The 13,948-nt window shown below is 71.7% G+C and carries 10 protein-coding genes; all 10 read right to left on the bottom strand.

From position 1 onward, the window contains the following. Positions 1-60: 60 nt before the first annotated feature. Positions 61-1,593, bottom strand: coding sequence for a UDP-N-acetylmuramate--L-alanine ligase (gene murC / locus M1M07_RS06800; RefSeq protein WP_197254134.1), 1,533 nt, complete (start codon positions 1,591-1,593; stop codon positions 61-63). Further along, positions 1,590-2,732 (bottom strand): undecaprenyldiphospho-muramoylpentapeptide beta-N-acetylglucosaminyltransferase, encoded by a 1,143-nt coding sequence (murG, locus tag M1M07_RS06795; RefSeq protein ID WP_248673640.1) that lies wholly within the window; start codon positions 2,730-2,732, stop codon positions 1,590-1,592. The genes murC and murG overlap by 4 nt, the downstream gene beginning before the upstream one ends. After that, complete coding sequence (gene ftsW, locus M1M07_RS06790) at positions 2,729-4,192, bottom strand: putative lipid II flippase FtsW (RefSeq protein ID WP_248673674.1); 1,464 nt, start codon at positions 4,190-4,192, stop codon at positions 2,729-2,731. Before ftsW ends, murG begins: the two co-directional genes overlap by 4 nt. Before the next feature lie 74 nt (positions 4,193-4,266). Then, a complete protein-coding gene (gene murD, locus M1M07_RS06785) occupies positions 4,267-5,790 on the bottom strand; it encodes a UDP-N-acetylmuramoyl-L-alanine--D-glutamate ligase (protein WP_197254130.1) in 1,524 nt (507 codons plus the stop codon). Between the two features lie 4 nt (positions 5,791-5,794). Next, positions 5,795-6,874 (bottom strand): phospho-N-acetylmuramoyl-pentapeptide-transferase, encoded by a 1,080-nt coding sequence (gene mraY, locus M1M07_RS06780; protein WP_197254128.1) that lies wholly within the window; start codon positions 6,872-6,874, stop codon positions 5,795-5,797. Continuing rightward, positions 6,871-8,412, bottom strand: coding sequence for a UDP-N-acetylmuramoyl-tripeptide--D-alanyl-D-alanine ligase (gene murF / locus M1M07_RS06775; RefSeq protein ID WP_197254127.1), 1,542 nt, complete (start codon positions 8,410-8,412; stop codon positions 6,871-6,873). The genes mraY and murF overlap by 4 nt, the downstream gene beginning before the upstream one ends. After that, complete coding sequence (locus M1M07_RS06770; RefSeq protein ID WP_248673639.1) at positions 8,409-9,995, bottom strand: UDP-N-acetylmuramoyl-L-alanyl-D-glutamate--2,6-diaminopimelate ligase; 1,587 nt, start codon at positions 9,993-9,995, stop codon at positions 8,409-8,411. Before M1M07_RS06770 ends, murF begins: the two co-directional genes overlap by 4 nt. 235 nt (positions 9,996-10,230) lie before the next feature. Continuing rightward, positions 10,231-12,000 carry a penicillin-binding protein 2 gene (locus M1M07_RS06765; protein ID WP_248673673.1) on the bottom strand — a complete coding sequence of 590 codons (1,770 nt, stop codon included), beginning with the start codon at positions 11,998-12,000 and terminating at the stop codon, positions 10,231-10,233. Between the two features lie 134 nt (positions 12,001-12,134). Continuing rightward, positions 12,135-12,911 (bottom strand): hypothetical protein, encoded by a 777-nt coding sequence (locus M1M07_RS06760; RefSeq protein WP_231611088.1) that lies wholly within the window; start codon positions 12,909-12,911, stop codon positions 12,135-12,137. Positions 12,912-12,914: 3 nt separating this feature from the next. Next, positions 12,915-13,940 carry a 16S rRNA (cytosine(1402)-N(4))-methyltransferase RsmH gene (rsmH, locus tag M1M07_RS06755; RefSeq protein ID WP_197254123.1) on the bottom strand — a complete coding sequence of 342 codons (1,026 nt, stop codon included), beginning with the start codon at positions 13,938-13,940 and terminating at the stop codon, positions 12,915-12,917. Between the last annotated feature and the right edge of the window lie 8 nt (positions 13,941-13,948).

Below are 13,948 nucleotides of genomic sequence, written 5' to 3'. Positions count from 1 at the left end.
AAGGCCGCCGCGCGGCCGCGCGTGTCGTGCGTCGCCGGGCGGACCGGGTCGGTGTCTCGGTCACGGGCGGCCCGACCCCGATCCGTCGACCGGACCCGACCGGAACCGGCCGGGCTTGCTGCGCAGCGCGTCGAGGATCTGCCGTCCGAGCATCGTCACGTCACCGGCACCCATCGTGATGACGATGTCGCCGGGGCGGCTCAGCTGTGCCACCTGACGCGGCACCAGGGACAGATCCGGCTGGTAGTGCACCGGCTTGGACACCGCCTGCGCGACCAGGGCGCCGCTCACGCCGGGGATCGGTTCTTCGCGCGCACCGTAGACGTCGAGGACGACCACCTCGTCCGCGAGGTCGAGCGCCGAACCGAACTGCTCGGCGAACGTCTCGGTCCGCGAGTACAGGTGCGGTTGGAACACGACGATCACGCGGGGGCGTTCGGTGCCGGATTCGGCGTACCGCAGCGGTTCGCCTGCCACGAGTTCCGCGGCGGCGGCGAGCACGGCCCGCACCTCCGTCGGATGGTGGGCGTAGTCGTCGAACACCCGCACACCGTGCTCACGGCCGCTGTACTGGAAACGCCGGTGCACGCCACCGAATCCGGCCAGGCCCTCGATGGCCTCGTCGACCGGGGCGCCGGCCTCGAGCGCCGCGACCAGGGCCGCGAGCGCGTTGAGGGCCATGTGGCGGCCGGGTACCGACAGCCGAACCGTGCGCGGGGCGTCCTCGCCGGCGAGGTGGAATTCGGCGACACCGCCGACGTCCTTGGCCTCCCATGCGACCAGCCGGACCGCGACCGGGACACCGTCGGCGTGGTCGCCGGTGCCGATCGTGTCGGCCGAGCCGTACCCGGCGACGCGCAGTCCCGGGATGTCACGCTCGACGACGCGGCGGGCCAGTGCCGCCGAACCCGGATCGTCCAGGCACACCACGAGCAGCCCACCGGGCGCGATCCGGCCGACGAAGTCGTCGAACACCTGCGTGTACGCCTCGGGGGTGCCGAAGAAGTCGAGGTGATCCGCCTCGACGTTCGTCACGATCACCACGTTCGGCTCGTACTGCAGCAGCGATCCGTCGCTCTCGTCGGCCTCGGCGACGAACACGTCGCCGCTGCCCTGATGGGCGTTGGTGCCGGACTCGTTCAACTCGCCGCCGACCGCGAACGACGGATCGAACCCGCAGTGCTGCAACGTGACCACCAGCATCGACGTCGTCGACGTCTTGCCGTGGGTGCCGGAGACCAGGAACGTGTGGTGTCCGCGCATCAGCGAGGCGAGCACCGCCGGGCGCAGCAGCACGGGGATGCCCCGCTCGTGCGCCGCGACCAGTTCCGGATTGTCCTTCGGGATCGCGGCGTGCGTGGTCACCACCGCGGTCGGTCCACCCTCGAGCAGGTCCAGGGCGCTCGCGTCGTGCCCGATGCGGACGGTAGCCCCCCGCGCGCGGAGGGCCAGCACTCCGCGGCTCTCCTTCGCGTCCGATCCCGACACCTGGCCGCCGCGAGCCAGCAGGATCCGCGCGATGCCGGACATTCCGGCTCCGCCGATCCCCACCATGTGCACCCGCTCCAGTTCGGCGGGTAGCTGCTCGCTCATCGATCACTCCTGTTCGTGCCCGCACCGGCCACGTCGAGCACGATCCGGGCGACTTCGTCTGCCGCGCTGCGGTGTCCCGCTCCGGCGGCGCGGCGCCCCATCTCGGTGAGCCGCTGCACGTCGGCGAGAAGCGGGATCACCGAGTCCACCACGAACGCCGGCGTCAGGTCGGCGTCCGAGACGATCATCCCACCCCCGGCCGCGGCGACCGGACGGGCGTTGAGTTCCTGCTCGCCGTTGCCGTGCGGAAGCGGCACGTACACCGCCGGCAGCCCCACCGCCGACACCTCGGCGACGGTCATGGCACCGGATCGGCAGATCACCGCGTCCGCCGCGGAGTACGCCAGATCCATGCGTTCGAGGTACGGCACCGCCACGTAGGGGAATCGGTCGTGATCGGGGTGTTCGGGCACGTCGAGGGTGTTCTTGGGACCGTGCGCGTGCAGCACCGAGATCCCGGCTGCGGCGAGCTCGGCGGCGGCCCCGGAGACTGCGGCGTTGAGCGACTGTGCGCCCTGCGAACCGCCGAACACCAGCAGCACCGGTCCCTCGGCGGGAAGCCCGAAGTGCCGGCGGGCCTCGGCGCGCAACGCCGCCCGATCCAGGCCGGTGATCGACGCGCGGACCGGGATCCCGACGATCTCGGCGTCACCGCGGCGGACGATGCCCGAGCCCGGGACGGCCGCGAGCACCCGGGACGCCCGCAGCGCACCGATCTTGTTGGCGATGCCGGCGCGGGCATTCGCCTCGTGCACGACGACCGGGATGCGGCGACGGCCGCAACCGGCAGCGAGATAGGCCGGCAGAGCCACGTACCCGCCGAAGCCGACGATGACATCGGCGTCGACCCGGTCGAGGACCTCGCGGGTGCGCCGTACCGACGCGATCACCCGGGCGGGCAGTTTCAGCAGGTCCATCGTGGGCTTGCGGGGCAACGGGACCGGCGGGATCAGTTCGAGGGGGTAGCCACGCTGCGGGACCAGTTTCGTCTCGAGGCCGCGTTCGGTGCCCAACGCCGTCACGGTCGCATCGGGTACCAGCGCCCGGATCGCGTCGGCCACCGCCAGGGCGGGTTCGATGTGCCCGGCGGTGCCCCCGCCGGCCACCACCACGGACAGGGCGGACTGCTCCCCACTCACCTACGATTTCCTCGCTCTCCGGTTCTTCGGTCTCTGCCGTCGCCGTTCGACCTGCGAGCGGCGTTCGATCGACGACCGCCGTTCGCCGTGCGGTCGTTAGCTGTGCGTCCCTTGGCCGTCCGGTCCTCGGCTGTGCGGCCGGTCCCCCGCTGGGTGTCGTTCGCAGCACGGGTGCGGCCCGTGCGCCGGTCGGCAGCGCGCGCTTTCGTGTCGCGCTCGGCCCGGCCCCGAGCCGGAGCGGAGCCGCGCCGGGGTCCGGGCGCCCGCGTCGCCGCCGCCCGGATCGGCAGGTACGCCTCCGGTTTGCGGAGGCGCAGCAACCGGCCGAAACGGCCGTCCTGACCGGCGTGCAGCGCCGCGATCGCCTCCGGTTCGTGACGTGCGGCGTTCGCGATCAACCCGAACATGAGCAGGGTCGTCGCGGTCGACGTACCGCCGGCGGACACCAGCGGGAGCTGCAGGCCCGTCACCGGCAACAGTCCGACGACGTAACCGATGTTGATGAACGCCTGCCCGATGATCCAGGTAGTGGCGGTCGCGGTGAGCAGCCGCAGGAACGGATCGACCGAGCGCATCGCGATGCGCAGGCCCACGTACGCGAACAGACCGAACAGGCCGATGACCGCGACCCCGCCGAGGAAGCCGAGTTCCTCGCCGATGATCGCGAAGATGAAGTCGTTGTGCGCGTTGGGCAGATAGCTCCACTTGGCGCGGCTCTGTCCCAGGCCGCGGCCCCAGATACCGCCGTCCGCGAGGGAGAACTTCGCCTGCCGCGCCTGGTAGCCGATGCCCTGCGGGTCCTCGCCGGGGTTGAGGAACGCTCGCACACGCGCCGAGCGGTATCCGGCGGTGAGGGCGAGGACGACCGCCAGTGCGGTTGCGGTGCCGACGATCCCGAGGAACACGCGCAGCGGCAGGCCGGCGAACCACAGCAGGGCCAGCACGATGATCGCGAGGGAGACGGTGGTGCCGAGGTCGGGCTGTAGCACGATCAGAATGGTCACGAGCAGCGCCGCGGGGATCAGCGGGACCAGCATGTCCTTGAGCGTGCTGTGTTCGCCGCGGCGCGTCGCGAGCAGGTGCGCGCCCCACACCGCGAACGCGATCTTCGCCAGCTCGGACGGCTGGATGGAGATGCCGGCGATGACGAACCAGCCTCGCGTGCCCTGCGATTCGGTGCCGATGCCGGGGATGAGCACGAGCGCGAGCATCACGACGGTCGCAGCCAGCGCCGGGAACGACAACCTGCGCAGCATCCGCACCGGCACCTGCAGCGCGATGTAGAACACCACGAAACCGAGGATCGCGAAGATCACCTGGGAGGTGAACAGACCGTAGGCGGATCCGTCGCTGGCGACCGCCTCGACACTCGACGAGGACAGCACCATCACCAGGCCGAGCACGGTGAGCAGCACCGCGATCGTGACGACCAGGTGGAAGGACGCGAGCGGCCGGGCCATCCACTGCCCGACGCGGCCTCGCGCGGTCGCGGCGGTCTGGGTGGATGCCGGCGAACCGCCGGGCGCGGTGGTGGTCACCCCTCCGACCCGCCCCCGTGCTGTTCGGAACCCTGCTGTTCGACGCCCTGCAGCGACTCGACGGCCGCCGCGAAGCTGCGGCCGCGCTCGGCATAGTCCGCGAACATGTCCAGCGACGCCGCGGCCGGGGCCAGCAGCACCGCGTCACCCGGCGACGCCAGCGCCGCGGCCTCGCGCACCACGACCTGCATCGCGGCGGGGCCGTCGGCACCCGGCAACGGGACCCGGCGCACGGCGCCGGAAGACTCGGGGCTGGTCACCGATCCATCGTCGCGCGTGTCGACGTGGACGACGGGGACCTGCGGGGCGTGTCGCGCCAGCGCTTCGGCGATCCGGTCGGCGTCACGGCCGATCAACACCGCCGCGCGCAGCCTCGGCGCAACCTCCGCGACGAGGTCGTCGACCTGGGCACCCTTGAGCAGCCCACCGGCCACCCAGACCACACTCTCGCGCGCCAGCAGCGACGTGCGCGCCGCGTGCGGGTTGGTGGCCTTGGAATCGTCGACGTACTCGACGCCGTCGACGGTACCGACGGGCGCGGCGCGGTGCGGCCCGACCCGGTGGCGGCGCAGGCCGTCGTGGACCGCGGATTCCGGTACGTCGATCGACCGGGCGAGCGCCGCGGCGGCCAGCGCGTCGGACAGCCCGGCGGGCCCGGCGGGCGAGACGTCGGCGACGGCCGCCAACACGGCCGAATCCGCGAAGGCGCGATCCACCAGGACATCGCCGCTGATGCCGAGTTCCCCGCGCTGCGGGTAGCCGAGGGTGAATCCGACGGTGACGACGGCCTGGGACCGGTCGCGCAGGCCCCCGGCGATCGGATCGTCGAGGCCGAGCACCCCGACGGTGCCGGTGAGCACGCGGGCCTTCGCGTCGATGTATCCCTCGATGCCGCCGTGCCAGTCCAGATGGTCCTCCGCGATGTTGAGAATGACCCCTGCCTCGGGCTGCACCGACGGCGCCCAGTGCAACTGGAACGACGACAGTTCGACGGCGAGGACCTCGGCGCGCGGCTCGGTGCGCCGCAGCGCGTCGAGGATCGGCAGGCCGATGTTGCCGCAGGCCACCGACGCCAGACCGGCGGCCTCGAGGATCGCGTGCAGCATCATCGTGGTGGTGGTCTTGCCGTTGGTTCCGGTCACCACGAGCCAGCGGCGGGGCGGACCGTAGATCTCGGCGCGGTCGATCCGCCAGGACAGTTCGACGTCGCCCCAGATCGGGACCGCGGCACCGGCGGCGTGCGAGAGCAGCGGCGCGTCGGGCGCGAACCCTGGGCTCGTGACCACGAGCGCGAACCGGCGCAGCGCCTCCGGATGTGCCTCGGCCTCGGCGACGAGCTCGTCGAGACCGACGGTGTCGGCGCCGAGTTCACGGCAGCGTTCGAGGGCCTCGGCGTTGCGGTCGGTGACCGTCACCTGCGCCCCGAGGTCGGTGAGCGGGGTGACGACGGCACGTCCGGAGATCCCGGCGCCCGCGACGAGCACCCGGGTCCCGCGCAGCCATTCCAGTTCGTGCGTCACCGCGTCAGTCCCCGATCGCCGATAGATATTCGCTGTAGAACAGGGCCATGCCGACGGCCGAGGCGATGGCCGCGAGCAACCAGAACCGGATGATGACCGTGGTTTCGGCCCAGCCTCCGAGCTCGAAGTGGTGGTGGAACGGCGCCATCCGGAACACGCGCCTGCGGCTGGACCGGAACACGGCCACCTGGATGACCACCGACGCGGCCTCGGCGACGAACAGCGCACCGATGACGACCATGAGCAGCTCGGTGCGGGTGGTGACCGACAGGCCGGCGAGCATGCCTCCGAGCGCGAGCGAACCCGTGTCGCCCATGAAGATCTTGGCCGGGGCCGCGTTCCACCACAGGAACCCGATGCAGGCCGCGGCGCCGGCCGCGCACAGCAGCGCCAGATCGAGGGGGTCACGCACGTCGTAGCAGCCCTTGCCCGGTTCGGCGACACAGGAGTTGCGGTACTGCCAGAACGTGATGATGACGTAGGCGCCGAGCACCAGGCTCATCGAGCCGGCCGCGAGACCGTCGAGGCCGTCGGTCAGGTTCACCGCGTTCGACCAGGCGCTGACCAACAGGTACACGAACAGGATGAAGACGACCGAGCCCATCGATACCGTGGCGATGTCGCGGACGTAGGACAGATGCGTGCTGCCGGGGGTCAGGCCGCTGTCGTTGCGGAACTGCAGCGCGAGGATGCCGAACGCGACCGCGGCGATGAGCTGGCCGACCAGCTTGGCGGTCTTGTTCAGTCCGAGGTTGCGCTGCTTGCGGATCTTGATGAAGTCGTCGAGGAATCCGACGCCGCCGAGCGCGGTGGTCAGGCCCAGCACCAGCAGACCGGACGCGGTCGGGCCCTCCGCGTCGTATCCGAGACCGATCAGATGCGATCCCCAGTACCCGGCCCACAGGCCGGCGAGGATCGCGACGCCACCCATCGTGGGGGTGCCACGCTTGGCCTGATGGCTCTGCGGCCCCTCGACGCGGATCTCCTGGCCGAAGCCCTGCCGCGTGAACGCCTTGATCAGCACCGGCGTGAGCAGGATCGACACCGCCAGCGCGATGCCGGCAGCGAAAAGGATCTGTCTCACCGTGCAGCCTCCGTTTCCACACCAGAATCAGTGTTCCCGGTTCCGGCACCGAGAACCGCGTCCGCGACCGACCACAGGCCGACCGACTGCGACGCCTTCACCAGGACGACGTCGCCCGGTTCGAGTTCGTCTTCGAGAAGTGCGATCGCCGCGTCCGCATCCGGAACGTGGCTGGCTTCCTCGCCCCAGGATCCTTCCATCACCGCGCCCTGGAAGAGGCCGCGGACCGGGCGCGTCGCGCCGACGGCGATGATCCGAGTGACGTCGAGGCGCACCGCGAGGCGGCCGATGCGGTCGTGTTCCACGACCGAGTCGTCGCCCAGCTCCCCCATCTCGCCGAGCACCGCGAACGTCCGCCGCGGCGTGTCCCCGGCGCGTGCCATGGTCACCAGCGCCTTGAGCGCGGCCCGCATCGAATCGGGGTTGGCGTTGTAGGCGTCGTCGATGACGGTGACACCGTCGGCGCGGGTCCGCACCGCCATGCGGTGCGCCGACACGGGCGCGGCACCGCCGAGCGCGGCCGCGATCTGTTCGAGGGTCGCGCCGCATTCGAGGGCGGTCGCGGCGGCGGTCAGCGCGTTGCCGACGTGGTGCTCGCCGTGCACGGCCAGCGTGACGTCGGCGCTGCGCCGGCCGCCCTCGGCGTCGGGATCGGTGACGACGAGCGTGAACGACGCGCGCGCCGAGTCGTCGAGGTGCACGTTCTCGGCGCGCACCGTGGCCGTGGGACTGCTGCCGACGAAGACGACGCGGGCGTTCGTGCGGGAGGCCATCTTCACGACCAGGGGGTCGTCGGCGTTGAGGATCGCGACACCGCCGTCGGCGACCGACGGCAGCGACTCGACGAGCTCACCCTTGGTCTGCGCGATGACCTCCTGCGATCCGAACTCGCCGAGATGCGCGGTGCCGACGTTGAGCACGGCGCCGATGCGCGGGGGTGCCACCGCGGCCAGGGCCGCGATGTGGCCGGGGCCGCGCGCCGACATCTCGAGCACCAGGTAGCGGGTGTCGCGGGTGGCGCGCAGTGCCGTCCACGGATGGCCGAGTTCGTTGTTGAACGATCCGGGTGGGGCGACGACCTCGCCGAGTGGCGCCAGCACCGCAGCCAGCAGATCCTTGGTCGACGTCTTGCCGGCGGACCCGGTGACGCCCACGACGGTCAGGCCGGTGGCGGTCAGGTCGTCGACGACGGCCCGCGCGAGCCGGCCGAGGGCCGCGAGGACCGCCGCGCCGGAGCCGTCGGTGTCGTGTTCGAAGGCGAGCGAGTTGGTCTCGGTCCGCGGAACCGGGGGCACCACGATCGCCGGGACGCCGACCGGCCGGGCGGCCAGCACGGCGACCGCACCTGCGGCGACGGCCGCAGCAGCATGGTCGTGTCCGTCGGATCGGGCGCCGGGCAGCGCGAGGAACAGCCCACCCGGGCCGATCCGCCGCGAGTCGAACTCGACGGTGCCGGTCACCTCCGTCGACGGGTCGTCCACGTCGTGCAGGGTCCCACCGACGACCTCCGCGATGCGGGCCAGGGTCATCGGGATCATGCTGTTCCTCCATCTCGGGTGACGCCCGTGCCGTTCCGGCCGGATTCGTCGGCTGCGTGTGCCGGGCGCAGGGCCCGGAGACGCTCGAGAGCGTCCGCCAGCACCTCCCGGTCGTCGAAGGGGTACTTGACCCCGTTGATCTCCTGGCCGCGCTCGTGTCCCTTGCCGGCGACGAGCACGATGTCGCCGGGGCGGGCCCAGCGGACCGCCGTTTCGATCGCGGCGGCGCGGTCGCCGATCTCGAGGATCTCGCCGCGTTCGGCGTCCGGCACCGAACGGGCTCCGTCGAGCAACGCCGCGCGGATGGTCGCGGGATCCTCGGTGCGCGGGTTGTCGTCGGTGACGACGACGAGTTCGGCGCCGCGGGCCGCGGCGGCGCCCATGAGGGCGCGTTTGCCGCGGTCGCGGTCCCCCCCGGCACCGACGACCACCGCGATGCGTCCGCTGCTGCGGCCCCGCAGGGTGGCGACCACCGCTTCCAGCGCGGCCGGTTTGTGCGCGTAGTCGACGACGGCCAGGAAGTCCTGGCCACGGTCGACGAGTTCGACCCGGCCGGGGACCGACACCGACGCGATGCCCTCGGCGGCGGTGTCCGGGTCGACACCGGCGGCGGCGCACACCGCGGTGGCCAGGGCGGCGTTGGCGATGTTGTAGTGGCCGGGCAGCCGAACCCGTACCCGGTGCGCGGTGCCGTCGGGTCCGGTCAGGGTGAAGCACTGGGAGCCGTCGGTCTCGGCGGTCGCAGCGGTCGCGGTCCAGTCCGCGGCCGGTGCGGTCGGGGACGTGGCAACGGTGGCGACAGCGCTCGGGTCGGCGGGGCCGGGGTGGGCGGCGCGAGCGATCTCGGCCATCCGGACACCCCACTCGTCGTCGACGCACACCACGGCCCGTGCCGCGCTGTGCGGCGACCCCGCGGCGAACAGCAGGGCCTTCGCGGCGAAGTAGTCGTCGAGGTCCTTGTGGAAGTCCAGGTGGTCCTGCGACAGGTTGGTGAACGCGCCGATCGCGAATCCGACGCCGCCGACCCGGCCGAGAGCCAGGGCGTGGCTCGACACCTCCATCACGACGGTGTCGATGCCGCGTTCGAGCATCGCGGCGAACAGCGCGTGCAGTTGCGGTGCCTCGGGGGTGGTGAGCGCGCTGGGGACGCGACGGCCCGCGATGCGGGTCTCGACCGTCCCGACGAGCCCGGTGGAGCGGCCGGCGGCGACCAGCCCGGCTTCGACGAGGTACGCGGTGGTGGTCTTGCCGGAGGTGCCGGTGATGCCGATGACCTGCATCCGGCGCGAGGGGTGGCCGTAGACGGCGGCGGAGACCGCACCGAGCACCGACCGCGGGTCGTCGTGCACGAGGACGGGCGTGGGGGCGGTGACCGTCGCGGCGACGAGGTCGCGTCCCGCCGAATCGGTGAGCACCGCGACCGCGCCGCGTTCGAGTGCGGTCGCGGCGAACTGGGCGCCGTGCGCGTGGGCTCCGGGAAGCGCCGCGAACAGGTCGCCGGGTTGCACGGCCTGGGCACGCAGGTCGATGCCGGTGACGGTGTCCGCCGGATCGGCGGTGCCCCCGTAATCGTCCGGGACCACGATCGTGTGGTGGGCGCCGACCGCGTCTGCCAGCTCCCGGAGCCGAGTCGCCGGTGGATGTTCGGGTCTCAGCCCCTCCGTGGGAGGGGACGGATCCGGACTCGGGGGCACAGGCACCAGGTTCCTCTCGCTCTGCCGCAGCGGCCTGCCGGTCGCTGTTCGTCCGCGGTGACGGGACGCTTCCCGCCGTGACACGTTACCGACACCGGCACCGCCGTTCGAACAGGGTCACCGCTCAGTCGACCTGCAGGATCAGCTTGCTGCCCGGGTCGGGCGACAGCGGCACGTTCTCACGCTGCAACATCCATGCGGCGATGTTGTGGAACAACGGTGCCGCGGACTGACCACCGCTGCCGTCGGCGCTGCGCTTCGGCGCGTCGAGCATGATCCCGATCACGAACCGCGGGTCGTCGGCCGGGGCGATTCCGGCGAAGGTGATCCAGTATTCGGAGTTCGAATAGCACTTGCAGTTCTGGTCGATCTGCTGGGCGGTGCCGGTCTTGCCGCTGATCTGGTAGCCCTCGATCGCCGCGGGTGTGCCGGTGCCGCGCTGGTTGCCGGTGTCGTCCTGCACGACGGAGCGGAACATGTCCCGGACGGTGGCGGCAGTCTGCGCCCCGATGACCCGGACCGGTTCGGGTCGGGGTGTCTCGGTTCGGGTGCCGTCGGGGGCGATCGTCGCGCGGACGATGCGCGGTGCGATGCGTTCGCCGTCGTTGGCGATGGTCTGGTAGATCCCGGCCATCTGCAGCAGCGTCATCGACAGTCCCTGCCCGATCGGCAGGTTCGCGAAGGTACCGCCGGACCACTGTTCCCGGCTGGGGACCAGGCCGTCGGACTCGCCCGGCAATCCGACATCGGTGCGGTGACCGAGCCCGAACAGCTCGAGCATCTGTGCGAAACGGTCCTCCCCCACCCGCTGGGCGAGCATCAGCGTGCCCACGTTCGAGGACTTCCCGAAGACACCGGTGGTCGTGTACGGCACGACCCCGTGGTCCCACGCGTCCTTGACGCTGACGCCGGCCATCGTGATCGAGCCGGGTACCTGCAGCACCTCGTCGGGCGTGGTCGCCCCGTCCTCGATGGCGGCCGCGGCGGTGATGATCTTGTTGACCGAGCCGGGTTCGAACGGCGAGCTCACCGCGAGGTTGCCGAGCTGCGCGTCGGGCTGCTTGTCGATGCCGACGGCCGGATTGAACGTGCCGTCGTTAGCCATCGCGAGCACTTCGCCGGTCTGCGTGTCCAGGACGACCGCGGACGCGTTCTTCGCCTCCGACAGTTCCTTCGCACGCTGCACCTGCTGCTGGACGTAGTACTGGATGTCGGCGTCGATGGTCAGTTCGACCGCCGACCCGTCGACGGCGGCCTGACGGTCGCGCCAGCTGCCGGGGATCACGGCTCCGTCGGATCCCCGGTCGTAGGTCGACGAACCGTCGGTGCCGGCCAGGACCGAATCCATCGACGATTCGAGGCCGAGCAGGCCGTGACCGTCCCAGCCGGTCGCACCGACGATGTTCGCGCCGAGGGACCCACCCGGATACAGGCGGATGTCCTGGCGTTCGAGGCCGACCTTGTCGTACTCGTCGACGATCGCCGCGGCCACCCCGGGATCGACGCCGCGCGCGAGGTAGACGAATGTTTCGTCGCTCTCGAGCTTTGCCAGCACGTCCTTCTCGGGTGCGGCGTCGCCCAGGGCTTCGTGCACCGTCTTCGCGACGCCCTTCAGGTATTCGCCGGTTTCCGGTTTCGACGGGTCCTTCGCGTGTGCTTCGTCGAGTTCGGCGCGCACGCGCTGCGGCTGGAAGGTGAGTGCCTTCGCTTCCATCGTGTAGGCCAGCGGGGCCCCGTTGCGATCGGCGATGGTCCCCCGGGTGGCGGGTTCGACCAGACGCGTCGTGCGCTGGTTCGCCGCTTCCGCGGTGAGACTCGGGGCCTGCACGACCTGAACCCACAGCAGCATCGCGGCGGTGAGCCCGAGGGCGCCGAACATGGCGGCGCGCCCGATCCTGTTCCGGAATCCGAATTCGGTCGTGTACGTCGCGGCCGCAGTCCGGCGAGACCCCGCACGTCCGGCCTGGGCCGGGCGGCGGGGTGCGGGTGTGCGGCTGCTCGAGGGCCTGCGAGGTTGAGCGCCTCGGCTCACCGGCGCCCGTCCTCGGACTGCGTCGTCGGGTTCACGGGCATCAATTGTTCCGCCTGCGGCGGCGCGACGGCCGCATTACCGGTCTCCGGCGTGGCGGCGGGCTCCGTCGGCGCAGGTGCGGCTGCCGGTGCAGGTGCGGGTGCCACCGCGGGCGCGGGGGCTTCCGCCCGTGCCGGGGCCGGCACCGGGGCCGGGTTCTCCGATCGGTCACCACCCAGCGACAGCGGCCGCGGATTCTCGGTTCCCGCACTGCCGGCCAGCGGCGCGGGCCCGGTGCGGTCGGCCGCGGTCGGGGCGTTCAACGGCGCCGCCGGTGCGCCGTTCGCCGCGGTCGGCGTCCCCACGACCCGGACCGAGCCGTCTTCACCGACGACCAGGCGCGCGACCTCCCCGGTCGGAATCATGCCGAGTTCGGCGGCCTTCACCGCGAGCACGGGCGCCGAGTTCCCGGCTTCCACGTCGCGCTGCAGAACCGCGCGTTCCTGCCGCAGGGTCTCGTTGTGCGCCCGGGCGGCGCTGAGCTGGTAGGAGTCTTCCGCCGCGCGGGTCGTCAGCAGCAGCGTGACGGCCATGCCGACGCCGAGCAGCGCGAGGATCGTTGCGACGAACGGGATCCGGGTCGCCACCGTGGGCTGCTGCGTCGCCGTGGTCGCGCCCCGCGACTCGCCGGTCACACCGAGGTGGGCGGCGCGCTGGTTCCGCCGCTGGTACGCGCGCTGCGCCGCCGTGGATCGCGCCGAACGACGGAGCGGGGATGCCACCTGAACGGTCATCGGTTACCTCCTGGCGATTCGTTCTGCGGCACGCAGGCGTACGGGCGCCGAGCGTGGATTGCGCTCCACCTCCTGTGGGGAGGCCTTCTCCGCACCCCGGGTGAGGATTCTCAGTTCCGGTCCCATCCCGGGCAGTTCCACGGGCAGCCCCTCGGGGCTCCGGGACTTCGAGCGCGGAGCGAGCTCCGCCTTGACCACCCGATCCTCGAGGGACTGGTACGACATGAACACCACGCGCCCGCCGACGGCGAGCGCGTCGAGAGCCGCCGGCACAGCGGCCCGGAGCGAGTCGAGTTCGGCGTTGACCTCCACCCGCAGCGCCTGGAACGTGCGTTTGGCGGGATGACCGCCGGTGCGGCGCGACGCGGCCGGGATCGTCCGATAGAGCAGTTCGACGAGCTGCCCGCTGGTCCGGAACGGCGTCTTCTCGCGCGTCCGCACGATCTCGGAGGCGATCTTCCCCGCGAACCGCTCCTCCCCGTAGGTGCTGAGGATGCGGGCGAGGTCGCCGTGGCTGTACGTGTTGAGCACGTCGGCGGCGGTGATGCCGACGGTCGGGTCCATCCGCATGTCGAGCGGCGCGTCCTGCGAGTACGCGAAGCCCCGGCCGGCCTCGTCCAGCTGCATCGAGGACACCCCGAGATCGAACAGGATCGCGTGGACCGACCCGATCCGATCGAGTCCGCACTCTTCGAGCGCGTCGGCGATCCCGTCGTAGCGGGTATGGACGAAATCGGTCCGGTCCGCGAACGGCGCGAGGCGCGCCTTCGCGATGGCCAAGGCGTCCGGATCGCGGTCGAGACCGATCAGACGCAATCCCGGGTAGGTACGCAGGAAGTGCTCCGAGTGCCCGCCGAGACCGAGGGTCGCGTCGACGTACACGGCACCCTCACCACCGGGGCCCATCGCCTCGATCGCCGGACCGAGCAGCTCGTCGGCGCGTTCGAGCAGCACGGGAACATGCGCGAAACCTTCGGCGGGGACGTCACCGGCTGCACCGGATTTCGCGTCGTCCTCGCCGTCCACCATGTTTCCTG

It is taken from the genome of Rhodococcus sp. HM1, assembly GCF_023218075.1.
Lineage (GTDB): Bacteria > Actinomycetota > Actinomycetes > Mycobacteriales > Mycobacteriaceae > Rhodococcus.
This window is presented reverse-complemented; position numbering and strand designations above follow the sequence as displayed.